This window comes from Solibacillus sp. FSL W8-0372, assembly GCF_037969735.1.
GTDB classification, from domain to species: domain Bacteria; phylum Bacillota; class Bacilli; order Bacillales_A; family Planococcaceae; genus Solibacillus; species Solibacillus faecavium.
On sequence record NZ_CP150204.1, the window covers coordinates 3,341,553 to 3,368,137 of the forward strand.

Consider the following 26,585-nt stretch of genomic DNA (forward strand, 5'->3'; position numbering starts at 1 on the left):
GCATCATTCACTTTTCTATATCATACCATTCCATTTAATCAGTTCGCACCGCTATACACCTCATACTTTTGAATGAAAAAAGTGTCCCCTAATTAAACGGGACACTTTTTACTTACAAGTTAATTTTGCATAGGAATTTTAATTTCCGCTGTTCCATCTAAATAAGAAGGATAACTATAAAAATAAATTTTAACGGGATTTGTGTATTTTTCAATATCATAGCTAATAGTAAATTCATGATGCTTTTCATCCATTTCCGAGATGGAGGATGTTCTTTCACTTAATTCTCTGCCTGTCGCATCAATCGCATTAGACAATAGTTGACGGTAATGTTTCATGTTTGCTGCCTTATATTGTACTCTCAACTGTTTTGGATACACTTCAACTTTTGATAAATCAATAAAATCAGGAGCAAAAATTACCTCTTGCTTCTCAAAATCAACTTCCATATAATCCTGCCCTTTAGGTAAAGCTTCCACTTCAGAAATCTTTAACGTCAGTGACTTAGGTTCTCTAAAATAATTACTTTGTAAATAATGGGTCATTACATTTTCATCCGTAGCCCCCATACCCGTTATGCCACTCGAAACCTTACTCCAAATTTCATTATTTTCATCCAACAGCTCAATTGAATTAAAGCTTAATATACGCTTGTCATTATTCGGGTCAATCGCAATTTCAATCCCTACCCGTATTGGTGAAATCCGAACTTCTTTAACAGTAAAACGTTGCCCTTCTATTTCTAGCTGTTCATTAACTGCATATACTTTTGTTTTCTTAATTTCATTTTTTAATTCGAACGGTACATGTATTGTGCCTTCTTTTAATATAAATTGAACTTCAAAGTTTGGATTGCTGTAGTCCATTCCTTCAGCTGAAACAACTTCAATCTTACTGGCAAATTCATACGTTTCTTCATCTATAAATGTACTATAGGACACACCTGCTTTTACAGGCTCGCCATTTTGAAATACTTCTAAATTTACATTCTTATAGTCATTCAAATCCTGTTCACTGCTTAACCGATACATAATGAACATTCCTGTTTCATCTGCTATAACCTCTTCAATTACTGCCTTGACCCCATTTAGTTCAGCTGATGCATAAATTTCCTCATTATATCCTTGCTCCAACACATCCTCGATTCCCTTATTATGAGAAATGAGCTCGACAATCGTTTCTAATCCCGGTACCTTTGATACGGCATATGCGATTGTCGGTGAAAAACGTATGGACAAAATAAAAAGACAGATGACTGCAGCTGAGATAATGGTAGCTGTCCAATAATTTCGCCTTTTTTGGTCCGCTCTTTTTTTCATGATTGCTTGGGCTCTCGCTGCTCCTAATGCTTCATTTGGGGTGTTAAGCTTATTTAAATATTCCTTTAGCTTATCATCCATTATCGTTCACCTCTTTCTATTAAAATCCCTCGAAGTTTTCTAAGCGTATGGTGCAAACGAGATTTAATTGTTCCTTCTGATACTTGTTGAATTTGAGCGATGTCTTTCATTTTTAAATCTTTAAAAAATCGTAAATATATAAGTTCTTGCTGTTCAATCGGCAGCTCTGCTATAACATCTGCAAGCTCTAAAGGATGGACCTCTTCATTCGGTATTTCTATATCTTCCTTCAAATCATAACGAGCTTGTTTCTTTTTCATATCAAGACAAATATTAATCAAAATACGAATAAGCCATGTCTGCAAATATTCGGGTTGTTTGACTGTATGTATTTTTTTTAGGCAACGGTACGTCATTTCCTGAATCGCATCGACTGCATCATATTCGTTTTTCAAATATGCAAAAGCTATTTTATAAAATCCGTCTTCATAGCTCTCTAACATTTCAACAATTGCTAGTTCGTTACCAGCAATCGCACTTTTTATAAGTTCCTGCTCATCCATGAAAGACACCTCCCTACTTATTAGACATTTGTAACATACGTTTCGTTCAGTCCAAAAAAAATTCTGCTATCTTTTACAATAGCAGAATTCCCCTTAAATTTACTTTAAATATTCAACACGATATACGTCATGACGTCTGTCTTTTAAATGCTTTACTGTCCCATCTTGACGCTGGCGACGTAAAATTTCCAAGTCGACGTCTCCAATGAGAACCATTTCTAAGTTCGGGCTTGTTTCGCCTACAATGCCGTCTCGGGCAAATTCAAAATCGCTTGGTGCAAAAATGCCTGATTGTGCATATTGAATATCCATATTTTCCGTTTCAGGCAAGTTCCCCACGGTTCCAGAAATAACTGTATAAATTTGGTTTTCAACTGCACGTGCCTGAGCACAGTAGCGCACGCGTAAATAGCCTTGGCGGTCTTCTGTACAGAACGGTGTGAAAATAATATTCGCGCCCATATCTGTTGCGATTCGGGCAAGTTCCGGAAACTCAATATCATAGCAAATTTGAATTGCGATTTTCCCGCAGTCGGTATCAAATACACGGACCTTATCGCCATTACTGATTCCCCACCATTTACGCTCATTTGGTGTAATGTGAATTTTATATTGTTTTTCAATCGTCCCGTCACGTCTGAATAAATAAGCGATATTGTAAATCTCCTCGTCCTCTTCCTCGACAAAATGGGAACCGCCAATAATATTCACATTGTAGCGAACCGCTAAGCTTGTAAATAATTCAATGTATTCAGGTGTATACTTTGTCAGTTTACGGACTGCCTGCGAAGGTGATTTTTCATTTAAAAAGCTCATTAATTGTGTCGTGAAAATTTCCGGGAATACGACAAAGTCTGAACCCGCATCAGAGCCTACATCAACAAAGTACTCACACTGTTTTGCAAAGTCCTCAAAGGAATCAATCGCACGCATCATATATTGGACAACACAAATACGTACTGGATAACTTGTTTTAAAGTGACGCTTCGAGAGCGGACGATAATCTACGTTATGCCATTCCAATAACGTTGCGTACTTTCCTGATGCAACATCATCTGTTAAATAATTCGGATTTATACGCATTAAAATAAAGCCATTCATCATTTGGAATGTTAGTACTGGGTCATATATTTTATGGCGGCTTACCGCGTCTACATATTCACGTGGACTCATCTCATTCGAATGTACATGATAATTCGGAATACGCCCTCCAATAATAATAGACTTTAAATTGAGTGTACGAGCCAAGTCCTTACGTGCCTCATAAAGTCTTTGTCCTACCTTCATACGGCGATATTCTGGATGCACCATTACTTCGATTCCATATAAATTATAACCATTTGGATCATGATTTGTGATAAAGCCGTTATCTGTAATATCGTTCCACGTATGGCGATCGTCGTATTCATCAAAGTTTATACGTAAGCTCGAGCATGAACCGATCACCTTTCCATCTAACTCTGCAACAATTTGTCCTTCTGGGAAAATTGTTAAATGACTATATAAATGTGCCCGCTCCCACGGCTCCATACCTGGAAAAGATATGCGCTGAATTTCTAATATCGCATCTATATCCTCTACTGTCATATTTCGTATAATCATTGGTTTTTCAAATTTGGACATATCTAATGCATCTGTCATAATAACTCCCCCTCCATACATATATAGACTTTCCTTTTCATAGCACTCCATAAACGTAGTAATTTACTTTTTCTCGAATTCAAACTATAATCAATTGAGATTAAATTATGAATATAGAGGTAACAGTATGTCTAAAAAACTCGAAAATGCCTTGCTCGTCATTTGGGTAGTATCATTAACAGCGACCCTTGGATCTTTATATTTTTCAGAAATACGGGGTTACGAACCATGTGCATTATGTTGGTATCAGCGTATCCTCATGTATCCCATTGTTATTATTGCTACAGTAGCATACATACAAAAAAATGCTAGAATCGCCATGACTACAGCCGTGTTCTCAACGATTGGAGCTTTAACATCATTATACCATTATGGGTTACAAAAACTGGATTTTTTGCAGGATACAGCCCCTGCATGTGGACGTGTGCCATGTACAGGTCAATACATTAACTGGCTTGGCTTTATCACGATTCCATTTTTAGCACTTACCGCTTTTACTATTATTGCAATTATTAGTTTTTATATGTTAAAAGTTTTAAAGGAGGAAAATTAGTATGAAGAAATTAGCAATTGTCGGTGCAGTAATAGTTTTATTATTCGCTGGAATTATCATTCTGACAAATATGAAAAATAGTGAGAAATTAGAGGATAACCCTTACGGCACGAAAAATCTAAAACAATCTACAATTGATCTTTTGGATGATGAGAATTACCAAAATATCATTTTACCAGATGCATTAGCAAAGAAAATTGAATCAGGTGAAGGGGTTGTCGGCTATTTCTTCAGTCCTGAATGCTCGCATTGTAAAAATTATACACCGAAGCTTATGCCTATTGCTGACGAGATGGATATTCAAGTGGATCAATTAAATATTCTTGAGTATACTAATGAATGGGATACTTATAATATTACAGCAACACCAACACTTATTTACTTCGAAAACGGTGAAGAAGTTGCCCGTTTAGAAGGTGACGCTCCTAATGAAACAACGCGCCAATTCTTTAATGATGTTGTGTTAAAATAAGAAGTATTAATAAAATCGTGTTCTTCATGAGCACGATTTTTCATTTGGAGGAATTTACAATGTTCACATATACAATCAATGAAAACGGCTTAACTATAGAAGAGCTCTTACGTACGAAATGGCGTTTAGGAAAAAAGATTGTCCATGAATTACGCATGGCAAAAGCAGTAACATTAAATGATGAACCAGTACTATGGAAAGAGCCTTTAGAGAAAGGGACGACAATTCATTTTGCTTTCGATATCCCCGCGTCTAATTATATCCCAACAGATAAATGTGAAGTGACTGTACGCTATGAAGACGAGCATTGCTTAATTGTATCAAAGCCTAAAGGGATGGCTACTCATCCAAATGAGCCAATGGACAGTGATACTTGTATGAATCATGTAATGCGCCATATTGTCGATAATGGGGGACATTACGCTGAGCATGTACATCGTTTGGATCAAGGAACGAACGGCTTATTACTTGTTGCCAAACATCCGATAGCGAAGTCTATTTTTGATCGTATGATTGAAGAAAAAACAATCGTCCGTACGTATGCTGCTGAAGTTCAAGGAAACTTACGTACAGATAGTGGTACGATTAAAGCCGCAATTGGTAAAGACCGTCATCACAATACACGTAGAGTTGTAGCCCCGAATGGTCAATCTGCCGTTACACATTATGAGGTAGTAAATCGTTTTAAAGGGACATGTGTTGTCCATGTCGTTCTAGAAACAGGACGTACCCATCAAATCCGCGTGCATATGGCTCATTTAGGTCACCCGATTGTTGGGGATACAATGTACGGTGCACGTGAAACTGCTTCTGGCGATTATGCCCTGCACGCTATTCAATTAGCATTCACACACCCATTTTTAAATGAGCAGATTATTGTAAAAGATAATTGAAAATGAGCCTGGGACAAAACGAAAAACATCTATTTTTTCAGAGAAAAAATAGATGTTTTTCTGCTTCTGCCAGAATTGATTTCCGTTACGGGGACGCTTTCCGGGGGCACGGCCTGAGCCTGTAGTCTCAGGTGTCGGTGCTCCTGCGGTTACTCGTCGCAAAATAAATTTTGCTGTTCCCCCAGGAGTCGCCACTTCACTCCAATCAATTCATATAATTTCAATTTCTTAATAAGACTATTTTCCTTTTACAAAGAAATTTCTACTTATGTCCCAGCCTCATTTTTATTTTAAGCTCTTTTCACGCTCGATATAAGTTATTTCATTCTGATATGCTAAGTGATAAATTTGACTTACACCTGATGAATGAATTTCCTTATGACTAATAACAAACTGTTCCCCCGATTTTGCTGTAAATGTAATGTCCCCATTTTTACTCCCTACAACATACTCAAATACAATCTCATCTAATTGCTCCCATCGATAATGCTGTTTATCAAAAAAATGATGTCTTTCTATTGCTTCCTGGCTAATTAGTAAGTAATTTTGCATAGATAAATAAGCAACCCCAATACTTAATCCGAAAAACAAAATACTATAAAGATACATTTTTTTCTCTTGTCTGTAGCCAATAATGCCGAACGCTATGATTAATATTAGACAAGATAAAAGCACGAGTCTCAGGTTTACAGGATTAGGGATGAATGTCGATGCCCGGTTATTATAAGAAAAATACTCCATTTGAAAAATAGGCTGAAACATCATAATAAACGGTGCACAAATCACAACTGTAACTGCTGCCATAGAGAAAAATAAACCTGGTGAAAAATTTTTGAACACTTCATCACTCCCCTAAGTAATTATATGTTAAAAATCAAATTTGAAATTATCCGGATTTTGTCCAAAGCGCTCATTGCGATTTACCGCATTCAGTTGCTGCATTGTTTCTTTTGTTAATTCAAAGTGATAAAGTTCACTATTCTCTTTAATACGTGAAGGTGTAACTGATTTTGGAATGATAATGACATCATTTTGTAGATGCCAGCGTAAAATTATTTGTGCTGGTGTGACATTGTATTCATGTGCAATACGTACAATTGTATCGTCATTTAATACATTTCCCCGTCCAAGCGGTGACCAGGCTGTTACCGCAATTTGCTCCTGTGCACAATAGTTTCTTAAGGACTCTTGGCTTAAATATGGATGTACTTCAATTTGGTTGACCATTGGGGCAATATTACAGCTTGCTAGGATGTCTTTTAAATGATGCTCATGGTGATTGGAAACACCCGGTACACGGATCAGCTTTTCTTCATATAGGCGTTCAATTGCCCGGTATGTTTCCACATACTTCTCCTTGACTGGCCAGTGAGTCAAATATAGATCTATGTAATCCATATCAAGCTTTTTTAGCGATATTTCAAAAGCACGCAACGTGTTGTCATATCCTTGGTCACTATTCCAAACTTTTGTTGTCACGAAAATATCCTCGCGTGGTACTGAAGAATGTTTGATTGCTTCTCCTACTTCTTCTTCATTGTAGTAAAGTGCTGCTGTATCGACTGCCCGATAACCTAAGTCCAGCGCCGTAGTAATTGCTTGAAGCGTTTCATCCCGGTCAGTCATTTTATAAACGCCTAAACCAAGCATAGGCATTTTAACTCCATTCGTTAATTCTTTTGTTGTTTGTAAATTCATATTCATCACCTCGGTATTAGAATGTTTTTATTATAGCACTACTTATGTAAATGTTACGAAACAGTTTCAATAATAAGGAAAAAATGGTAGATTGTCTCGATGTTATTTAGTATGATTTAATTAACAGAAAATTCTTTCAATAGAATTTAATAAATTTGTTTAGGAGCTGAAAAACTATGATGGACACGCAATTAGTTTTAACAGGATTTTTAAAGCGCGCACAAAGGTATTTCCCAAACAAACAAATCATCTCTCGTACTAGCCCTACTATGACACATCGCATTCCATTCAAAGATTACGTGAAACGAACTCATCGATTAGCTGATGCATTAACGAAGCTAGGTATGACGCGCGGTACAAAAGTCGGTACTTTTGCATGGAATCACCATCGTCATTTAGAAGCCTACTTTGCTATTCCATGTAGTGGTGCCATTCTGCATACAATTAACATCCGACTAGCACCCGAGCATATTATTTATATTATTAATCATGCAGAAGATGAAATTTTATTAATCGATGGTGACTTATTCCCATTAGTAGAGCCTGCTCTAGGTCATTTAAAAACAGTGAAGCATATTATCGTCATGAGTGATGATCCGGTTGCTCCACAATCCAGCTTTCCGAATGTTTACAGCTATGAACAACTTCTTCAGGAAGCCGATGAAAATTTCGAATTCCCTGCAGATTTAGATGAAAATATGCAGGCAGGGATGTGCTATACATCCGCAACAACAGGTATGCCTAAAGGTGTCATTTATACACATCGGAGTATTGTCTTGCATAGCTTAGCACTCGGTCTCGCGGAGTCCTTTGCACTAAAGGAAAGTGATATTGCATTACCAGTTGTGCCTATGTTCCATGTAAATGCATGGGGTTTCCCATTTGCTGCCCTTAATTTTGGCGCAAATATTGTATTACCAGGTCCAATGATGACTCCAAGTTTAATTCTAGATTTAATAGAACAAGAGAAAGTTACGATTACAGCAGGTGTTCCGACAATTTGGCTTGGTGCTCTTGCAGAATTAGAAAAGCAACCGCGCGATTTATCATCCATCCGTTTAATTATCTCTGGGGGTTCAGCTTCACCGAAAGGATTAATTCAAGCCTATAACGAAAAGTTAGGAGTCCCTTATGTAAACGCTTACGGTATGACTGAAACATCGCCCCTTGTAAGTATGTCGCATCCTACTACCGAAATGAACAGTTATACGGATGATGAAATGTTAAACATTCGCGTAACGCAAGGACTAACCGTATCTTTAATTGAAACAGAAGTCGTAAATGAAAAAGGTCCGGTTCCTTGGGACGGAGAAACTATGGGTGAATTGCGCGTACGCGGACCTTGGATTGCATCTGAATATTATAAAGATGATCGGACAAATGAAGCATTCCGTGATGGCTGGTTATATACAGGTGATATTGCAGTATTAACGAAGGAAGGTTATATCAAAATTACAGACCGTACAAAAGATCTTATAAAATCAGGAGGTGAGTGGATTTCTTCTGTTGATTTAGAAAATGCACTCATGTCTCATCCAGATGTTTTTGAAGCAGCAGTCATTGCTGTTCCCCACCAAAAATGGCAGGAAAGACCGTTAGCTTGTGTCGTTTTAAAAGAAGATGCTCTTGCAACAAAAGAAGAGCTTCTTCAATTTATTGAACAGGATTTTGCAAAGTGGTGGCTCCCGGACGATATCGTATTCTTAAAGGAAATACCAAAAACATCTGTAGGTAAGTTTTTAAAAGCTAAATTAAGAGAAGAATTAAAAGATTACGAAGTTCAAACAAGTTAGAAAATCAAACATAAAAGGTGTGGACGAATATTTCGCTGGCCACACCTTTTATTCATTTATTTCTCTTCATCTTCATCATCAAATTGCTGCGGATCTGCAATACGGTCCGATTCCTCCAATTGCCCTCCGTCACGCATATTTTCCATCTGCTTACCAAGGTTTTTTAATTCTTCCATTGAATTGGCCATATTCCCATTTACAATCTCATCTTTCTTCATATAAATCCCTCCATATTTTATTTTATATTTTTCCAATTTTGAACTATTTCTGACATAATTAAAGTTTTCATACAGGTAATTTATGCTATACTTAAAAAAGAATAATTAGAAACATGAGGAGGATACTTCCATGAAATTAATTTTAATTCTTGGTGTTTGCATCGCATTCTTAACAGCAATTTTCACTGCTGGTTATGATAGCAAACCATTCTCAAAAGAAAACTAATCCTATTAGCTTTTCATTAAAAGGCAATCGTTATTTATGCGATTGTCTTTTTAATTTGACTTTTTTTCTTTTATAAAATATATTAGTTACATAAAGTAAGTTGATTATAAAAAATAACTAATTAGGGAGAATGATAAATGCCTACTCATTTTCATAAAAAACCAAATTTATATCCAGCTCATGTTCAATTAAAAGTTTCTAACTTAAAACGTTCGATTGAATACTACACAACGATAATCGGATTTAAAGTCCTACAGCAAACAGAGTCGGAAGCATATTTAACAACAGATGGCCAAACGAGCTTAGTTTCTCTAGTCGAAGTACAAAATGCTCTGCCTCTTAAACAAGGGTTTGCAGGTTTATACCACTTAGCATTACTATTACCCTCTCGCAAGGACTTAGGAAACATTGTACAACACTTTGTTGATTTAAATATTCGCCTTGGTGCAGCAGATCATGACGTATCGGAAGCACTCTATTTAAATGATCCAGATGGTAATGGGATTGAAATCTACATAGACCGTGACGAAACTACATGGACATGGGATAACAAGGATCAGGTAAATATGGTAACAGAACAGCTTAATTTTCAACCCATTTTAGAAGCGGCAGACGGAAATTGGAATGGTTTACCTTCTGAAACAGTAATGGGTCACGTTCACTTATCAGTAGTAAATCTAGACAAATCAGAACAATTTTATACAAATGTATTGGATTATAATGTCGTAACGCGTTATGGTGCACAGGCTCTGTTCGTATCTACAGGAAAGTATCATCACCATTTCGGTATGAATACGTGGAACAGCAATAATGGCCATGTACCAACAGAGAATATGGTCGGTCTAAAATCATTTACGATCGTATTAAAAGACGAGCAATATGCAGATGAAGTTAAGCAAAGTTTAATAGACCATGATTTCGTCGTTGAGACCTTTAATGAAGCACCAGTATATGGCGGTAAACAACTTTTCTCTACAATCGATCCTAATGGTCTACGTATCGTGTTTACTGTAGACGGAGAATAAAATATTTTTGAAACTTTCTTTTGACTCCAGCGTATAAATTATTAATTAACATACAATGGAGGAGTTTTATTGTCACTATTTAATAAAGTTTTAGCGAGTGTAGGAATCGGTTCTGCTAAAGTTGATACAAAATTGCACAAATCTTCTTATACATTAAATGAAAATGTAACGGGTATAGTGGAGATTACTGGAGGAAGTACGGAGCAACAAATTGATGCTATCTATTTATCACTTTATACAAATTTCATACGTGAAATCGATGACAAAAAAATTAATGATCAAGCAATACTTTCCCAGTTCCAACTAAATGAGCCGTTTATAATTCAAGCGAATGAAAAACATGAAATCCCCTTCTCATTTCCTTTACCTTCTGTAGTTCCAATTACTATAGGTAAATCCCGAGTGTGGATTCAAACTGGATTAGACATTAAAAATGCGGTGGATCCGAAAGATAAAGACTTTATTGATATTCAGCCATCACCTCTGGCAAATAGCGTGTTAACAGCAATTCAAAACATGGGATTCCGATTACGTAAAGTAGACAATGAGCAAGCGCCATCTTATTTACGTCGCCAAACACCAATTGTGCAGGAATTTGAATTTACCCCTACTAATCAAACGTATCGCCGGTATCTAGATGAGCTGGAATTGGTCTTTTTAGGTCATTCACAAAACTCAGTCGAAATCCTACTTCAGGTTGACCGACGTGCGCGCGGGCTTGGCGGATTTTTATCAGAAGCTTTCGATATGGATGAAAGCTTCATTCGCCTTACCCTATTCGAAAATGATAATTTGTCAGCAAAACTTTCACACGCGATAGAAGCTAAAATGAAATAATAAAAGGCAAGAAGCAAATTGATCTGCTTCTTGCCATTTTTATTTTAACCCTGGATAGTTTTGTTGTCTTAAAGCTTCATAAATAACAATTGCCGCTGTGTTTGATAAATTCAGTGAGCGAATATGGTCACTTTGCGGAATGCGCAGGCACATATCGGCACGTTCCTTTGCAAACTCTTTCGGTAAACCGGTCGTTTCTCTTCCAAACATAAAGTAGATGTCCCGTGACGTATCACTAAAATCATGTGTTGTAAAAGGCTCATCACTATAAGTCTCAATTAAATATAAATCTCCATTCTTACTGTACTCAATAAATTCTTCTAAAGAATCATGATACACAACATTCACATGCTCCCAATAATCCAATCCTGCACGCTTTAACATTTTATCGTCTGTAGAAAATCCCAGTGGTCGAATTAAATGTAATGATGTATTTGTTCCAGCACATGTACGTGCAATATTTCCTGTATTTGCCGGTATTTCCGGTTGGTATAACACAATATGGTTTGGCACTTCAAAATCCTTCTCTCTTATTGATTTAACAATGTTAGTCCTTTTTCTATTTCAGCCAGCACTTCTTCATCTTGCTCTAGTTTTTTTGCAGCCAATAAAATTCCCTCGGCTTCATTTGTTCCTATTTTTCCAATTGTCCATGCGGCCGTCCCTCTTAATACCGGGCGTTCGTCTTTTTGCAGCACCTGAACTAAATCAGGCATTGCCGATTCTTCTTTAAAGTGAGCCAATGCTAATATGGCATTGCGCTGAATTGGCTTTTTACCGCGCCATGAACCCGAAACATGACTAAATTTAGATTTAAATTCTTTATTGGAGATTGATAAAAGAGGCTGAAGTAAAGGCTTTGCAATTTCAGGATCCGGCTTGAATTCTTCATGAATCCAATTTAGTTTTCCTTTATTTTTCGGACATACTGTTTGGCATGTATCACAGCCGTACAATCGATTCCCTATTTTACTACGAAATTCATCAGGCAAAAACCCTTTTGTTTGTGTTAAAAAGGCAATACATCGCTGTGAGTTCAGCTGACCCGGTGCTACAATTGCACCCGTTGGACAGACGTCAATGCATAAATTACAGTTTCCACATTCATCCTCTATCGGTGTATCAGGAGCAAAAGGTATATTTGTCATAATTTCACCTAAATATACGTAAGAACCAAACTCAGGTGTAATAATAGAACAGTTTTTCCCGCTCCACCCGATTCCAGCACGCTCTGCTATAGCACGATCAACGAGCTCCCCTGTATCGACCATCGATTTCACTTTTACATTCGGTACTCTTTCTTGTAGCCATGCTTCAATAAGCTGCAGACGTTCCCGCACTGCTGTATGATAATCGACTCCCCAGGAAGCACGACAAAAGATCCCTCGGCGTTCTCCCTTTTTTCCTTGTGGAGCATCCTGCATTCGAGAAGGGTATGCTATAGCAATTGCAATAATACTTTCGGCATCATCCAATAATTTTAACGGCTCTGTACGAAGCTCAATATCCGATTCTTCAAATCCCGACTGATAGCCTAATTGTTGCTGTCGTCGTAAACGGTTTTTTAATTCATGAAACGGAGCAGCGGTTGTAAATCCGATTTTATCTACCCCAATAGAACTTGCGTATTGAATTAATTCTTCTTGAAGTTGAGATACTTTCATTTCCCTTGCTCCTTTCAAATGATACAATGAATACAAGTTATTTTATATTACATAATTATCCAATATTATAATTGAAGTAGGTGCTTTAATTGAATATCTCTATTAATGACTCACTCTTTACAGTGAATGAACAATTTAAAATTGGCCTTATCCATTATAGCAAAATTATCGTAGAGGAATCTCCTCAAATGATTAAAGGTCGCACGCAACTATATCAGGAAAATTTATTTTTAGAATTACAGGAAAAACCTGTGACTGAGCGAACTGGAATTAGAGAATGGCGCCAACTTTGGAAATCTTATGGTGCCGATCCAAATCGTTATCGACACTCTGCCGAAAGCTTAATGCGACGTATCGCTAAACAGCAATATTTAACACCGTTTCATACAGCGGTAGATTTGAATAATTTCTTTTCATTGCAATTTGAGATTCCAGTCGGTATCTATGATTTGGATGGTATTCAAGGAAATGTTGAAATACAAGTTGGCAATGCATCAACAGGCTATGAAGGAATAAATGGTCGTTACAACACATTGGAAAATATCATTTATTTAAAAGATACGTTCGGTCCATTCGGTAGCCCCTATGTTGATTCAAAGCGAACTGCTGTAACTGAAGTAACTACTAATGCATTGCAAATCCTTTATTTACGTCCATCGATCAGTGAACAGGAAGCACAAAAGTTATTAAACAGTGCCGGAAAAATGTTTACACAAGTAAGCGGTGGCGAATTTGAGGCGCATGTTCTTTCAACTGAGAATAAAAAAATTCATTTTTAAGGAGCTGATAGTGTGAGCATTAATCTAGCGGAGGCAGTAAAACTAAAGAGCGTTATTACGAAGAAAATTCAAGAACGTACATTTGCTGTGAATCAACTAACACATGTGATCATTGAAAAAGGTGAACAACCAAAAAGACCCGATTACACACTTGAAATGCTAGAAGCTGAATTAAAACAATTACGGTATGACTCTCGTAAGCTGGATTCACTCATTTACCGTGCAAATATTGAAAATGTAATTGTATTTAAAGACGAGGAAATGCCCATTGTAGAAGCGATCGAACTTGCTAGCCAGTTACGGGCAGAAGCTGCCTTATGTAAAAGCTTAGGTTCTGAAGAAAAAGAAGCATTCTACCACAATTCTGGTGAAGCCATCCTGTACCGTGTAGCACTGTATGATCCGATGACATACCGCACTCGCGCTAACGAGCTGGAAAAGGAAGCACATCGCCTTTCCAATTTAATTAATGCTAAAAACTATCAAGTCGAAATCGAATTTGATGATAGCAACTACTTCTAATCCTAGAGCGGTGAGACTCCAATCTAGGTAATAACGAGCGATTTTTGCTTAGGCAAACTTAGAGAAACCAATCAACTTTTACCTGTTACAACGTTACCTTTCACTAATGACCAACTATTGTAAAAGATAACTACAAACTAAATTGTGTATTTCCGTCGCTCGTTATTAAAAGACACCTGCTCACTTATTTAGTGAAAAGGTGTCTTTGTTATTTATTTCCTAGTATTATTCTACACCCGGTAATATCCGTAATGTTTTATCATCCGCATCTAAAATAGCTTCTACTCCTAGTGGTATCGCAATATTCGGTTCGCAATGACCAAATTTAAATCCTGCTACTGCTGGTTTGTTTAAAGGCTTTATATACCCTTCTATAACGTTTAATACATCATCATAGTTATATTTACTGCTAAGCATATTAAAATCGCCTATTACAAAGCCTGCAGCAAGCTCAAGCTTTCTAGAAAGACGTAATTGATTTAATGATAAATCAATTTGCTCAATCGATTCACCGATATCCTCAATTAAAACAATTTTATTCCGAACATCAATTTCAAATTTTGTTCCAAGTGTACTAACAAGACGATTCAGATTACCACCTGTTAATTCACCACGTACAACACCGGATACGAGTGTACGAAGTGGCGAAATACTTTCTGTATACTGGATTTCAATCGGTTGGAATAATTGCTGGAACATTTTTTTTGATAATGGGTCTAGCTCCCCTTCCGGACCCGATAACATAGGCCCATGGAAGGTAACGACATTTGAAAACTCATTCACTTGTGTATGTAAAGTGGTGATGTCTGAATAGCCCCAAATGATTTTCGGATTGTCCTCGATTAATGGATAACTTATTTTATCTATAATTCTAGATATACCGTAGCCACCTTTTACTAAAAAGACTGCTTTCACTTCTGGATCACGAATCATTTGGTGAAAATCTTCTAATCGTTCCTCGTCTGTACCTGCTAAATAGCCGTCATACGATTGAATTGTATTGCCTAGCTTATATTTCAAACCAAGCTCGTCCAATATTGCTAATTTGTCCCCTAAAGATTCTATATTAAGCGGGCTGCTTAAATTTACTAATCCTACAGTATCGCCATGCTGTAATCTTGCTGGTCGTATTTTCATGTAAATGACCTCCTTTTGCTTCTGTCGCTATTGTATCATAGCGTTTTATGTAAAGCGCATTGCAATTTCCCCCAGGTTATCCCTATAATAGATAAAATTATTTTTCCATTATTAAGGAGATGCTACTTAATGAAATTTCCACCACAGCTACTTCTCATTTTAGCTACTTTATTATGGGGTGGTAACTTTGTAATTGGTCGCGCTGTTACCGGAGAAATTCCTCCTATTACCCTGGCATTTTTACGCTGGATTGTTGCCTTTGCCGTATTTTTCCCCATTGCTTACAAACGGACAAAAAAGGAATGGAGTGTACTGAAGCAAAATTGGGTTGCCGTCATTACGTTAGCTTTGACAGGAGTCGCTGCATTCAATACGCTCGTTTATATCGGTTTATATTATACAACATCCATCAATGCATCTTTAATGAATTCTTCCACACCGATAATTATATACATATTAAGCTTTCTCTTCTTAAAAGAACGTTTAACTAAGTATCAGTTAATAGGTACAATAATTTCTCTAGCTGGAGTGTCTTTTATTATTTCCGGAGGCTCATTACAAAGCTTACTTGCCTTTTCATTTAATAAAGGAGATTTAATTGTACTAGTTGCAGTGTGTTGTTGGAGTATTTATTCATTGCTTATTAAGAAGTGCGCTAGCAGGCTCCCTGGCTATTCTACATTTTTAGTAACAATTGCTATAGGTGCATTAATGCTGCTCCCATTTGCGGTATATGAACTACTCACTACATCCCAAACTATTGTATGGAGCACTACTACTATTGGAGCTATTTTTTATGTTGGGGTATTTGCATCGATTGTGGCATTTCTAAGCTGGAATACAGGCGTTGTAGCTTTAGGTGCCAACAAGGCAGGAATTTACTTAAACTTTATCCCTTTGTTTGCTAGCATCTTTGCAGTAATCTTTTTAAATGAAAAGCTGCTACTTACACAATTAATCGGCGGGGTTGCCATAATTGTCGGGGTATTTATCTCATCTATAAAAAAGTAAATTAAAAGGAGTGCATCATCAGCACTCCTTTTAATTATTCTACTCCTGTATAAATAACAGTTACGTCTGGATGATAGTTTAATACACTTGCTGGGAAGTCTTCTGTCACTTCACCACTACGAAGACGATCAAATGCTTCTTGCTTCGCTGCGCCTGCAATTAGTAAGACAATCTTTTTTGATTTCATAATTGTTTTAATACCCATAGTAATTGCATGTGTCGGTACATCATTGATTGAGTCAAAGTAAATTTTATTCGCTTCACGTGTCGACTCAGCTAGTTTTATAACATTAGTCCCTAAATCGAATGGTGTTCCTGGCTCATTAAAGCCAATATGTCCATTAACACCAATACCTAAGAGCTGAATATCAATATTCCCTGCTTCTTCAATCATTGCATCATAATCCATTGCTGCTTTTTCAATATTTGCTGCATTACCTGTTGGTAAGTAAATATTTTCCTGCTTCATATCAATATGATTAAATAAGTTGTGGTCCATATAGTAATGGTAACTTGCCTCATTTGATGGATTAATACCAATATATTCGTCCAAGTTAAAAGACTTAGCCTGAGCAAAGGAAATATTCCCTTCCTTATATATTGATACAAGTTCTTTATAAAACCCTTCAGGTGTACTTCCAGTTGCCATCCCAAAAACAGTTTTACTATTTTCCTTTAACTGTTCTACAAAAATACTTGCAGCAATTTTACTCATTTCATCATAATCTGTCGCTTCAACCCATTTTAAATTTGTTACAGCATTCATTCATTTCCCTACTCCCTATGCTTATATAATTCAAATAAAGTAAAGTTCATTTTTAGTTCCTTACATCAATACGTTAATTTTATAGCATAAATTTTTAATATGCTATATAAAACAGTTCACATTTTCTTTTAAAAAATACGATTTAACTTTAATTGTACCCATATAATTTATTAATATGTTAGGAATGAATTTCAAGCCGGAAAAAGGGTAGGACATTATAAACTAGTACTTTTTTGCATAATAAACCATATTTAAAAATACGACTGAAATATATAATGCAATGAATAGTGATAACACTTGAAAGGCTGAAACATTTAGAGGAGACAATGGGTTAAAAATCAACATTAATATAATGGCAAATATCACTCCCCAAAAATAACTAATGTATGTTGCACGTTCTCGAATCTTTTGAGCACGTTCATCCTTTGCTGCAAAGTGAGGTTCTAAATAAGCCAAACTAAACGCCATAATCGAAAGGGCAATCACCATTAATGCATCAGGAAACTTCCCTGAAAACATATGAGATCCATTAATGAAAATACCTATTAAAAGCATAAAGATACCGATAAACAAAAAGAATGACCTGTTTCCAGTAATCATTATTGATTATCCTCCTCATAAATAAATATATCCTCAATGTGACAGTTAAACTGACGGGCTAACTTAAATGCCAATGTAATGGAAGGGTTATAACGTCCCTTTTCCAAAGAAATAATGGTTTGCCTAGAAACTTTTAAATTTTCAGCTAAGCCATCCTGTGATAAACCATACCGTGTACGTAAATCCTTAATATTATTTTTCATTTTTACCTACCTAACGTAAAGTATATTTTACGTAAAGCTGACTTTACATTCATTATATATAAGAAGTAAATAATTGTAAATATAATACGAGAAAACGTTTTGTTTTCTTCGATGTTTGTAAGCCAACTGTTGTAGTACTGTAATTCCTTCTCAACTAAAAATAAACTATAGTAAACGAAAACACCCTCAAAGCCTGTAATCAAGACTTTGAGGGTGTTTTAATAGTTCTAACTTGAACTCAATGATACCGATAGCCGGGGTCGAACCGGCACTCCAGAAGGAACCGGATTTTGAGTCCGGCGCGTCTGCCAATTCCGCCATATCGGCAAAATAAAAAAGGGTAAAAAAAAACCGGAATTACCGATTAATTAAATATGGAGGCGGCAACCGGATTTGAACCGGTGATAAAGGTGTTGCAGACCTGTGCCTTACCACTTGGCTATGCCGCCATATTGGAGCGGAAGACGAGGTTCGAACTCGCGACCCCCACCTTGGCAAGGTGGTGTTCTACCACTGAACTACTTCCGCAAAAAAAAAATGGCTGGGGAACCTGGATTCGAACCAGGGCATGACGGAATCAAAATCCGTTGCCTTACCGCTTGGCTATACCCCAAAGCTTTTAATATAATGGGGCGACTGATGGGAATCGAACCCACGAATGCCTGAACCACAATCAGGTGCGTTAACCACTTCGCCACAACCGCCACTATATTATAATTTTAACTCTTAAACCTAAATAAAAATGGGGCGACTGATGGGAATCGAACCCACGAATGCCTGAACCACAATCAGGTGCGTTAACCACTTCGCCACAACCGCCACTATGTTATTTTTAAGTTTTTGAATTAATTGGCAGGGGCAGTAGGAATCGAACCCACACTGACGGTTTTGGAGACCGTAGTTCTACCTTTAAACTATGCCCCTATTAAAAGGATGGTGGAGGGGGACGGATTCGAACCGCCGAACCCTAAGGAGCGGATTTACAGTCCGCCGCGTTTAGCCACTTCGCTACCCCTCCAGGTAATGGTGCCGGCGAAAGGAGTCGAACCCTCGACCTACTGATTACAAGTCAGTTGCTCTACCAACTGAGCTACACCGGCAAAAATATGGTGGGTTTGGACGGAATCGAACCGCCGACACTTAGAGCTTCAATCTAATGCTCTACCAACTGAGCTACAAACCCATATTATATGTAGTATTTTAAAAATGGCGGTCCCGACCGGGATCGAACCGGCGATCTCCTGCGTGACAGGCAGGCATGTTAACCGCTACACCACGGGACCATTTGGTTGCGGGGACAGGACTTGAACCTGTGACCTTCGGGTTATGAGCCCGACGAGCTACCACTGCTCCACCCCGCGACAATACTATATGATTTAATTTGAATGGTGGAGGATGACGGGCTCGAACCGCCGACCCCCTGCTTGTAAGGCAGGTGCTCTCCCAGCTGAGCTAATCCTCCATGCTGGATATTGATGAAATGAATGGTGACCCGTACGGGATTCGAACCCGTGTTACCGCCGTGAAAGGGCGGTGTCTTAACCACTTGACCAACGGGCCATTTTAATAAATGGCTGGCGGAGAGTAAGGGATTTGAACCCTTGATGCAGGGTTACCCGCATACACGATTTCCAATCGTGCTCCTTCGGCCACTCGGACAACTCTCCAAGAGTTAATGGCTCCGAAGGCAGGACTCGAACCTGCGACCTGCCGGTTAACAGCCGGATGCTCTACCAACTGAGCTACTTCGGAATATTTCTATACAGCCTAGCGACGTCCTACTCTCACAGGGGGAAGCCCCCAACTACCATCGGCGCTAAAGAGCTTAACTTCCGTGTTCGGTATGGGAACGGGTGTGACCTCTTTGCCATCATCACTAGACTATTTTTTCAGAAAGACCTTATTTATTATACCACACTTTCCTTATTTGGCAAGTGTTTTTTATAATAAATTCATTCTTTCAAAACTGGATAAACGTTTCATTGAATTGTGCAATAAAATGTGGTTAAGTCCTCGACCGATTAGTATTCGTCAGCTACATGCGTCACCGCACTTCCACCTCGAACCTATCTACCTGATCGTCTTTCAGGGGTCTTACTTACTTGCGTAATGGGAAATCTCATCTTGAGGGGGGCTTCATGCTTAGATGCTTTCAGCACTTATCCCGTCCACACATAGCTACCCAGCGATGCCTTTGGCAAGACAACTGGTACACCAGCGGTGTGTCCATCCCGGTCCTCTCGTACTAAGGACAGCTCCTCTCAAATTTCCTACGCCCACGACGGATAGGGACCGAACTGTCTCACGACGTTCTGAACCCAGCTCGCGTACCGCTTTAATGGGCGAACAGCCCAACCCTTGGGACCGACTACAGCCCCAGGATGCGATGAGCCGACATCGAGGTGCCAAACCTCCCCGTCGATGTGGACTCTTGGGGGAGATAAGCCTGTTATCCCCGGGGTAGCTTTTATCCGTTGAGCGATGGCCCTTCCATGCGGAACCACCGGATCACTAAGCCCGTCTTTCGACCCTGCTCGACTTGTAGGTCTCGCAGTCAAGCTCCCTTATGCCTTTACACTCTTCGAATGATTTCCAACCATTCTGAGGGAACCTTTGGGCGCCTCCGTTACTCTTTAGGAGGCGACCGCCCCAGTCAAACTGTCCGCCTGACACTGTCTCCTACCCCGCTAAGGGGCATGGGTTAGAAGTTCAATACAACCAGGGTAGTATCCCACCGACGCCTCCTCCGAAGCTGGCGCTCCGGGATCTCTGGCTCCTACCTATCCTGTACAAGTTGTACCAAAATTCAATATCAGGCTACAGTAAAGCTCCACGGGGTCTTTCCGTCCTGTCGCGGGTAACCTGCATCTTCACAGGTACTATAATTTCACCGAGTCTCTCGTTGAGACAGTGCCCAGATCGTTACGCCTTTCGTGCGGGTCGGAACTTACCCGACAAGGAATTTCGCTACCTTAGGACCGTTATAGTTACGGCCGCCGTTTACTGGGGCTTCAATTCACAGCTTCGCTTGCGCTAACCGCTCCTCTTAACCTTCCAGCACCGGGCAGGCGTCAGCCCCTATACGTCACCTTACGGTTTTGCAGAGACCTGTGTTTTTGCTAAACAGTCGCCTGGGCCTATTCACTGCGGCTTCTCTAGGCTATGCACCCAAAGAAGCACCCCTTCTCCCGAAGTTACGGGGTCATTTTGCCGAGTTCCTTAACGAGAGTTCTCTCGCACACCTTAGGATTCTCTCCTCGACTACCTGTGTCGGTTTGCGGTACGGGCACCTCTCACCTCGATAGAGGCTTTTCTTGGCAGTGTGAAATCAGGAACTTCGCTCTAAAGAGCTCGTCATCACAGCTCAACGTTATAGTATGCGGATTTGCCTACATACACGCCTTACTGCTTGAACACGCGCAACCAACGGCGTGCTTACCCTATCCTACTGCGTCCCCCCATTTCTCAAACGGTGAGGAGGTGGTACAGGAATATCAACCTGTTGTCCATCGCCTACGCCTATCGGCCTCGGCTTAGGTCCCGACTAACCCTGAGCGGACGAGCCTTCCTCAGGAAACCTTAGTCATACGGTGCATGGGATTCTCACCCATGTTTCGCTACTCATACCGGCATTCTCACTTCTAATCGCTCCACCAGTCCTTCCGGTCTGACTTCAACGCTATTAGAACGCTCTCCTACCACGCATACTCAAAGTATGCATCCACAGCTTCGGTGAATCGTTTAGCCCCGATACATTTTCGGCGCAGCGTCACTCGACCAGTGAGCTATTACGCACTCTTTAAATGATGGCTGCTTCTAAGCCAACATCCTGGTTGTCTAAGCAACGCCACATCCTTTTCCACTTAACGATTACTTGGGGACCTTAGCTGGTGGTCTGGGCTGTTTCCCTCTTGACTACGGATCTTATCACTCGCAGTCTGACTCCCGTGTATAAATATCCGGCATTCGGAGTTTGTCTGAATTCGGTAAAGCGAGATGCCCCCCTAGTCCAAACAGTGCTCTACCTCCGGTATTCTCAATCACGAGGCTAGCCCTAAAGCTATTTCGGAGAGAACCAGCTATCTCCAGGTTCGATTGGAATTTCTCCGCTACCCACACCTCATCCCCGCACTTTTCAACGTGCGTGGGTTCGGGCCTCCAGTGAGTGTTACCTCACCTTCACCCTGGACATGGGTAGATCACCTGGTTTCGGGTCTACGACCACGTACTAATTCGCCCTATTCAGACTCGCTTTCGCTGCGGCTCCGTCTTCTCAACTTAACCTCGCACGTAATCGTAACTCGCCGGTTCATTCTACAAAAGGCACGCTATCACCCATTAACGGGCTCTAACTACTTGTAGGCACACGGTTTCAGGATCTATTTCACTCCCCTTCCGGGGTGCTTTTCACCTTTCCCTCACGGTACTGGTTCACTATCGGTCACTAGGTAGTATTTAGCCTTGGGAGATGGTCCTCCCGGATTCCGACGGAATTTCACGTGTTCCGCCGTACTCAGGATACACTCTGGAGGGAATGAACTTTTGACTACAGGGCTTTTACCTTGTTTCGCGGACCTTTCCAAGTCGCTTCGTCTAACTCATTCTTTTGTAACTCCGTATAGAGTGTCCTACAACCCCAAAGAGCAAGCTCTTTGGTTTGGGCTCTTCCCGTTTCGCTCGCCGCTACTCAGGGAATCGAATTTTCTTTCTGTTCCTGCAGGTACTTAGATGTTTCAGTTCCCTGCGTCTGTCCTCATCACGCTATGTATTCACGTGTAGATACTATCCGATTAAAGATAGTGGGTTCCCCCATTCGGAAATCCCCGGATCAAAGCTTACTTACAGCTCCCCGAGGCATATCGGTGTTAGTGCCGTCCTTCATCGACTCCTAGTGCCAAGGCATCCACCGTGCGCCCTTATTAACTTAACCAAAAGTTAACACTTAGATAAAATCTAAGATTTAAGTTTACACGTCAATTGCTTGACTTGTTACATTTCTATAAAATAGAAATTTGTTTTATTGCTTTCAATGTCGTTTTATCCAGTTTTCAAAGAACGAAATGCGGTTCAATCATACGAGATGAATTAAACCAACAAGGTTTTGAAGTATCTCATTCAATTAAGAATGAACCTTCAAAACTGAACAGCAAACGTTAATGTTTCATTCCCCAAGGGAATGATTCCGAAATAATCCTTAGAAAGGAGGTGATCCAGCCGCACCTTCCGATACGGCTACCTTGTTACGACTTCACCCCAATCATCTATCCCACCTTCGGCGGCTGGCTCCATAAAGGTTACCTCACCGACTTCGGGTGTTACAAACTCTCGTGGTGTGACGGGCGGTGTGTACAAGGCCCGGGAACGTATTCACCGCGGCATGCTGATCCGCGATTACTAGCGATTCCGGCTTCATGTAGGCGAGTTGCAGCCTACAATCCGAACTGAGAACGATTTTATCGGATTAGCTCCCCCTCGCGGGTTGGCAACCGTTTGTATCGTCCATTGTAGCACGTGTGTAGCCCAGGTCATAAGGGGCATGATGATTTGACGTCATCCCCACCTTCCTCCGGTTTATCACCGGCAGTCTCCTTAGAGTGCCCAACTAAATGATGGCAACTAAGAATAAGGGTTGCGCTCGTTGCGGGACTTAACCCAACATCTCACGACACGAGCTGACGACAACCATGCACCACCTGTCACCGTTGCCCCCGAAGGGGAAACTATGTCTCCATAGTGGTCACCGGGATGTCAAGACCTGGTAAGGTTCTTCGCGTTGCTTCGAATTAAACCACATGCTCCACCGCTTGTGCGGGCCCCCGTCAATTCCTTTGAGTTTCAGTCTTGCGACCGTACTCCCCAGGCGGAGTGCTTAATGCGTTAGCTGCAGCACTGAGGGGCGGAAACCCCCCAACACTTAGCACTCATCGTTTACGGCGTGGACTACCAGGGTATCTAATCCTGTTTGCTCCCCACGCTTTCGCGCCTCAGTGTCAGTTACAGACCAGACAGTCGCCTTCGCCACTGGTGTTCCTCCAAATCTCTACGCATTTCACCGCTACACTTGGAATTCCACTATCCTCTTCTGCACTCAAGTTCCCCAGTTTCCAATGACCCTCCCCGGTTGAGCCGGGGGCTTTCACATCAGACTTAAGGAACCACCTGCGCGCGCTTTACGCCCAATAATTCCGGACAACGCTTGCCACCTACGTATTACCGCGGCTGCTGGCACGTAGTTAGCCGTGGCTTTCTAACAAGGTACCGTCAAGGTAGCGCCAGTTACTACGCTACTTGTTCTTCCCTTGCAACAGAGTTTTACGAACCGAAATCCTTCTTCACTCACGCGGCGTTGCTCCATCAGACTTTCGTCCATTGTGGAAGATTCCCTACTGCTGCCTCCCGTAGGAGTCTGGGCCGTGTCTCAGTCCCAGTGTGGCCGATCACCCTCTCAGGTCGGCTACGCATCGTTGCCTTGGTGAGCCGTTACCTCACCAACTAGCTAATGCGCCGCGGGTCCATCTTATAGTGACAGCCGAAACCGTCTTTCAACTTTCAAACATGTGTTTAAAAGTATTATTCGGTATTAGCCCCGGTTTCCCGGAGTTATCCCAATCTATAAGGTAGGTTACCCACGTGTTACTCACCCGTCCGCCGCTAAATCAGAGAGAAGCAAGCTTCTCTCATCATCCGCTCGACTTGCATGTATTAGGCACGCCGCCAGCGTTCGTCCTGAGCCAGGATCAAACTCTCCATAAAAGTAGTTTGAAAGCTCATTTGCTTTGCTAGCGATTCAACTTAATTAAAAGTTGAAATCTATTGTTTGCTTCATTTAAGAAGCTTGTTTCATTAACGTTGCTTGTTCAGTTTTCAAGGTTCATTTTTTTGCTATGTCGTTTTAGCGACTTCTCTAATTTAACATTTCTTCTTTTCTTTGTCAACAACTTTTTCAAAAAGTTGTTTGAGCATTTCAAGAGTTATTTAGTTTTTCGAGTACGTCTTAGCGACATTTAATATATTACAATATTAGTTACACATACGTCAATACTTTTTTTAAAAAAAGTTTCAGAGCGTTATTTAACGCTCTGATTAATATACTATAAACCGTATTCACTTTCAATAAGTTGTCGGTCTACATAATAATTGCGGTGAAATATCGCTTCGTTTTTTGCAACTACTGGTTCTACTTGAACTAACTCTTTCTCGATTAAATATTCAACAAAGACTTCTAAATCTACAGAGTAGTAACTTAATTCAGGGTGATCATGTAATTCCTGTATTGTCCAATATGGTTGAGCAAGCATTGTTTCTAAAATATGCTGCGCCCCATCAGTCGTTCTTGAATTAATCAAAAACTCTCCCGCTAAAAATAAAAGCTCTAGACGCTTTTCCAAACTTTCATTACTCATAATCAATTCTTCATATAACTTATAAATTGCTGGGTCATTTCTTTTCACTTGAGCCCATACAGTTACTTCTGGATAATGACCACTATCAATAATCGATAATCTGCCTAAATGATGCAATGAAGCAACTACATGATTATAAGCATCTAAATAGTGACCATCCTCAAATAATTCTTTTCCTTCTTGATAACGGCGGATTAACTTAGCAAACTGAATTCCTGTTTTTAACTTACGTCCAACAAAAGGAAACTCCTGTAGTTCCGAACGTAACTTAAATAAGAACTCATTTCGATCGAACATAATTTTACCGTGGAACAGCCAATCGACTAAACGCTTATTCGAACCAATAAAGATCCATTTACGCAGACGCTCTTCCGTTAAAATATGCATCACCATTTTCGCATCACCATACATATAGTGTTTTGAATAAATAGGTGTGTCACTATCTTTTACAATAATTAATAGAACCGAATCAAATGTATCGGTCATATTTTCAGCGCCTTCACGCTTATTAATTAAAATAACCCCCAACGTCTCCGGCTGACTTGCGCGTTCCTGATAAATTGGTCTTAAAATATGTTCCATTGTTATCCCCCTATAAAATTTTGCTACTATTTATATTTGTTTCTAAGTTATTGTAATCGCTATAAGTCAAATTCACTAGTGTTATCTCATTGAACATTTATTCTAATAGAAATCCGTTATTAATTATAACTAGAATAATAGAATTGTTTCGACAGTAAGTTTGGAAATACCTTTAAATTCATATAATTAGGATATCACCAAAATCTTTCAAATCTACTAATCTAAATCCAATTTATGTTATAGTATATTTTAGATTAGGAGGCAATTGTAATGAAAAAGTATAATAGTAAAATTAATAAAATACGATCATTTGCATTATCCCTTATTTTCATCGGTTTTGTGATTATGTATGGTGCAATCTTTTTTAAAGACAATCAAATTCTTGTATTAATCTTCATGTCTATTGGGCTTCTGTGCATTATCGGTAGTACTGCTGTTTATGGATGGATTGGACTTTTATCAACTAAAGCAGTACAGGTGGTATGTCCGGAATGCGGAAAATGGACAAAAGTATTAGGCCGTGTAGATATTTGCATGTATTGCAACGAACCACTTACATTAGATCCTTCATTAGAAGGAAAAGAATTTAATCAGGAATACAACAAAAAATAAAGTATAAATAAGCTGCATTGATACTCGCTTGGAGTTAATGCAGTTTT

Annotated in this window: 23 protein-coding genes, 16 tRNA genes and 3 rRNA genes; 10 read left to right on the forward strand and 32 right to left on the reverse strand. The window is 39.5% G+C overall.

Translation table 11 applies throughout. The features are described from left to right. Positions 1–119: 119 nt before the first annotated feature. The 3 genes from MKY13_RS17110 to MKY13_RS17120 all read right to left on the reverse strand — a co-directional run bounded on the left by MKY13_RS17110 (position 120) and on the right by MKY13_RS17120 (position 3,544). On the reverse strand, positions 120–1,400 hold the full coding sequence (locus tag MKY13_RS17110; protein WP_191699465.1) for a DUF4179 domain-containing protein: 1,281 nt from the start codon (positions 1,398–1,400) through the stop codon (positions 120–122). Next, positions 1,400–1,903: a sigma-70 family RNA polymerase sigma factor gene (locus MKY13_RS17115; RefSeq protein ID WP_191699464.1), complete on the reverse strand. Its 504-nt coding sequence runs from the start codon at positions 1,901–1,903 to the stop codon at positions 1,400–1,402. Before MKY13_RS17115 ends, MKY13_RS17110 begins: the two co-directional genes overlap by 1 nt. Before the next feature lie 99 nt (positions 1,904–2,002). Further along, on the reverse strand, positions 2,003–3,544 hold the full coding sequence (locus tag MKY13_RS17120) for a carbon-nitrogen hydrolase family protein (protein WP_191699463.1): 1,542 nt from the start codon (positions 3,542–3,544) through the stop codon (positions 2,003–2,005). Positions 3,545–3,671: 127 nt separating this feature from the next. Between MKY13_RS17120 and MKY13_RS17125 the strand changes: the two genes are divergently transcribed. From MKY13_RS17125 to MKY13_RS17135, 3 genes are read left to right on the forward strand one after another with little or no spacing between them, the layout of a single operon-like run. Next, on the forward strand, positions 3,672–4,097 hold the full coding sequence (locus tag MKY13_RS17125) for a disulfide oxidoreductase (RefSeq protein WP_191699462.1): 426 nt from the start codon (positions 3,672–3,674) through the stop codon (positions 4,095–4,097). Position 4,098: 1 nt separating this feature from the next. Beyond that, the gene (locus MKY13_RS17130) at positions 4,099–4,569 is read left to right on the forward strand and encodes a thioredoxin family protein (RefSeq protein WP_191699461.1); all 471 of its coding nucleotides are present in this window, start codon (positions 4,099–4,101) and stop codon (positions 4,567–4,569) included. Between the two features lie 59 nt (positions 4,570–4,628). Further along, on the forward strand, positions 4,629–5,462 hold the full coding sequence (locus MKY13_RS17135) for an RluA family pseudouridine synthase (protein WP_191699460.1): 834 nt from the start codon (positions 4,629–4,631) through the stop codon (positions 5,460–5,462). A 285-nt stretch (positions 5,463–5,747) separates the two neighbouring features. On the opposite strand, the gene MKY13_RS17140 is transcribed toward MKY13_RS17135, so the two are convergent. Continuing rightward, on the reverse strand, positions 5,748–6,302 hold the full coding sequence (locus MKY13_RS17140; protein WP_191699458.1) for an acyl dehydratase: 555 nt from the start codon (positions 6,300–6,302) through the stop codon (positions 5,748–5,750). A 27-nt stretch (positions 6,303–6,329) separates the two neighbouring features. Then, on the reverse strand, positions 6,330–7,160 hold the full coding sequence (locus MKY13_RS17145; RefSeq protein WP_318245187.1) for an aldo/keto reductase: 831 nt from the start codon (positions 7,158–7,160) through the stop codon (positions 6,330–6,332). Positions 7,161–7,336: 176 nt separating this feature from the next. Between MKY13_RS17145 and MKY13_RS17150 the strand changes: the two genes are divergently transcribed. Further along, on the forward strand, positions 7,337–8,953 hold the full coding sequence (locus MKY13_RS17150) for a long-chain fatty acid--CoA ligase (RefSeq protein WP_191699456.1): 1,617 nt from the start codon (positions 7,337–7,339) through the stop codon (positions 8,951–8,953). Between the two features lie 56 nt (positions 8,954–9,009). Here the strand turns inward: MKY13_RS17150 and MKY13_RS17155 are convergent, their stop codons facing one another. After that, positions 9,010–9,171: a hypothetical protein gene (locus tag MKY13_RS17155; protein ID WP_191699455.1), complete on the reverse strand. Its 162-nt coding sequence runs from the start codon at positions 9,169–9,171 to the stop codon at positions 9,010–9,012. Positions 9,172–9,534: 363 nt separating this feature from the next. Here MKY13_RS17155 and MKY13_RS17160 point away from each other — a divergent pair, with 363 nt between their 5' ends. Further along, positions 9,535–10,422 (forward strand): VOC family protein, encoded by an 888-nt coding sequence (locus MKY13_RS17160; protein WP_191699454.1) that lies wholly within the window; start codon positions 9,535–9,537, stop codon positions 10,420–10,422. Positions 10,423–10,491: 69 nt separating this feature from the next. Then, on the forward strand, positions 10,492–11,259 hold the full coding sequence (locus MKY13_RS17165; RefSeq protein WP_191699453.1) for a sporulation protein: 768 nt from the start codon (positions 10,492–10,494) through the stop codon (positions 11,257–11,259). A gap of 39 nt (positions 11,260–11,298) precedes the next feature. Here the strand turns inward: MKY13_RS17165 and trmL are convergent, their stop codons facing one another. After that, complete coding sequence (gene trmL, locus MKY13_RS17170; protein ID WP_191699452.1) at positions 11,299–11,772, reverse strand: tRNA (uridine(34)/cytosine(34)/5-carboxymethylaminomethyluridine(34)-2'-O)-methyltransferase TrmL; 474 nt, start codon at positions 11,770–11,772, stop codon at positions 11,299–11,301. A 17-nt stretch (positions 11,773–11,789) separates the two neighbouring features. Continuing rightward, positions 11,790–12,923, reverse strand: coding sequence for a tRNA epoxyqueuosine(34) reductase QueG (gene queG, locus MKY13_RS17175; protein ID WP_339214116.1), 1,134 nt, complete (start codon positions 12,921–12,923; stop codon positions 11,790–11,792). A gap of 89 nt (positions 12,924–13,012) precedes the next feature. On the opposite strand from queG, the gene MKY13_RS17180 reads away from it, so the two are divergent. After that, positions 13,013–13,702, forward strand: coding sequence for a phenylalanine--tRNA ligase beta subunit-related protein (locus MKY13_RS17180; protein ID WP_339214117.1), 690 nt, complete (start codon positions 13,013–13,015; stop codon positions 13,700–13,702). A gap of 12 nt (positions 13,703–13,714) precedes the next feature. After that, complete coding sequence (locus MKY13_RS17185; protein ID WP_191699449.1) at positions 13,715–14,224, forward strand: hypothetical protein; 510 nt, start codon at positions 13,715–13,717, stop codon at positions 14,222–14,224. Between the two features lie 225 nt (positions 14,225–14,449). Here MKY13_RS17185 and MKY13_RS17190 read toward each other — a convergent pair whose 3' ends face one another. Then, complete coding sequence (locus MKY13_RS17190; protein WP_191699448.1) at positions 14,450–15,361, reverse strand: LD-carboxypeptidase; 912 nt, start codon at positions 15,359–15,361, stop codon at positions 14,450–14,452. Between the two features lie 129 nt (positions 15,362–15,490). On the opposite strand from MKY13_RS17190, the gene MKY13_RS17195 reads away from it, so the two are divergent. Continuing rightward, positions 15,491–16,372, forward strand: coding sequence for a DMT family transporter (locus MKY13_RS17195; RefSeq protein WP_191699447.1), 882 nt, complete (start codon positions 15,491–15,493; stop codon positions 16,370–16,372). Positions 16,373–16,406: 34 nt separating this feature from the next. Here MKY13_RS17195 and nagB read toward each other — a convergent pair whose 3' ends face one another. The 23 genes from nagB to MKY13_RS17310 all read right to left on the reverse strand — a co-directional run bounded on the left by nagB (position 16,407) and on the right by MKY13_RS17310 (position 25,926). Further along, on the reverse strand, positions 16,407–17,138 hold the full coding sequence (nagB, locus tag MKY13_RS17200) for a glucosamine-6-phosphate deaminase (RefSeq protein WP_191699446.1): 732 nt from the start codon (positions 17,136–17,138) through the stop codon (positions 16,407–16,409). 222 nt (positions 17,139–17,360) lie between these two features. After that, the gene (locus MKY13_RS17205; protein WP_191699445.1) at positions 17,361–17,738 is read right to left on the reverse strand and encodes a hypothetical protein; all 378 of its coding nucleotides are present in this window, start codon (positions 17,736–17,738) and stop codon (positions 17,361–17,363) included. Continuing rightward, a complete protein-coding gene (locus MKY13_RS17210; protein ID WP_191699444.1) occupies positions 17,738–17,941 on the reverse strand; it encodes a helix-turn-helix transcriptional regulator in 204 nt (67 codons plus the stop codon). Before MKY13_RS17210 ends, MKY13_RS17205 begins: the two co-directional genes overlap by 1 nt. Positions 17,942–18,186: 245 nt before the next feature. Then, positions 18,187–18,268, reverse strand: a tRNA-Leu gene (locus tag MKY13_RS17215). A gap of 48 nt (positions 18,269–18,316) precedes the next feature. Continuing rightward, positions 18,317–18,390, reverse strand: a tRNA-Cys gene (locus MKY13_RS17220). A 4-nt stretch (positions 18,391–18,394) separates the two neighbouring features. Beyond that, positions 18,395–18,469, reverse strand: a tRNA-Gly gene (locus tag MKY13_RS17225). Between the two features lie 10 nt (positions 18,470–18,479). Then, positions 18,480–18,554 (reverse strand) — tRNA-Gln (locus MKY13_RS17230). 15 nt (positions 18,555–18,569) lie between these two features. After that, positions 18,570–18,645, reverse strand: a tRNA-His gene (locus MKY13_RS17235). A 39-nt stretch (positions 18,646–18,684) separates the two neighbouring features. Next, positions 18,685–18,760, reverse strand: a tRNA-His gene (locus tag MKY13_RS17240). A 31-nt stretch (positions 18,761–18,791) separates the two neighbouring features. Next, positions 18,792–18,865, reverse strand: a tRNA-Trp gene (locus MKY13_RS17245). Positions 18,866–18,875: 10 nt separating this feature from the next. After that, positions 18,876–18,959, reverse strand: a tRNA-Tyr gene (locus MKY13_RS17250). Positions 18,960–18,965: 6 nt separating this feature from the next. Continuing rightward, positions 18,966–19,041, reverse strand: a tRNA-Thr gene (locus tag MKY13_RS17255). A gap of 7 nt (positions 19,042–19,048) precedes the next feature. Further along, positions 19,049–19,124 (reverse strand) — tRNA-Phe (locus MKY13_RS17260). Positions 19,125–19,148: 24 nt separating this feature from the next. Next, a tRNA-Asp gene (locus MKY13_RS17265) sits at positions 19,149–19,224 on the reverse strand. 3 nt (positions 19,225–19,227) lie between these two features. Further along, a tRNA-Met gene (locus MKY13_RS17270) sits at positions 19,228–19,302 on the reverse strand. Positions 19,303–19,327: 25 nt separating this feature from the next. After that, a tRNA-Val gene (locus MKY13_RS17275) sits at positions 19,328–19,403 on the reverse strand. A gap of 23 nt (positions 19,404–19,426) precedes the next feature. Continuing rightward, positions 19,427–19,501 (reverse strand) — tRNA-Glu (locus tag MKY13_RS17280). 15 nt (positions 19,502–19,516) lie between these two features. Next, positions 19,517–19,608: transfer RNA gene (locus MKY13_RS17285), tRNA-Ser, on the reverse strand. A 9-nt stretch (positions 19,609–19,617) separates the two neighbouring features. After that, positions 19,618–19,693, reverse strand: a tRNA-Asn gene (locus MKY13_RS17290). 13 nt (positions 19,694–19,706) lie between these two features. After that, positions 19,707–19,822, reverse strand: a 5S ribosomal RNA gene (gene rrf / locus MKY13_RS17295). 120 nt (positions 19,823–19,942) lie between these two features. Continuing rightward, positions 19,943–22,871: ribosomal RNA gene (locus tag MKY13_RS17300) — 23S ribosomal RNA — on the reverse strand. A 268-nt stretch (positions 22,872–23,139) separates the two neighbouring features. After that, positions 23,140–24,694, reverse strand: a 16S ribosomal RNA gene (locus MKY13_RS17305). The 16S, 23S and 5S rRNA genes sit together here with 16 tRNA genes alongside, the layout of an rRNA operon. Before the next feature lie 338 nt (positions 24,695–25,032). Then, positions 25,033–25,926, reverse strand: a complete 894-nt coding sequence (locus MKY13_RS17310; RefSeq protein WP_191701030.1) for a nucleotidyltransferase-like protein — start codon at positions 25,924–25,926, stop codon at positions 25,033–25,035. Between the two features lie 270 nt (positions 25,927–26,196). Between MKY13_RS17310 and MKY13_RS17315 the strand changes: the two genes are divergently transcribed. Next, complete coding sequence (locus MKY13_RS17315) at positions 26,197–26,538, forward strand: YgzB family protein (protein ID WP_191701029.1); 342 nt, start codon at positions 26,197–26,199, stop codon at positions 26,536–26,538. Positions 26,539–26,585: the final 47 nt, after the last annotated feature.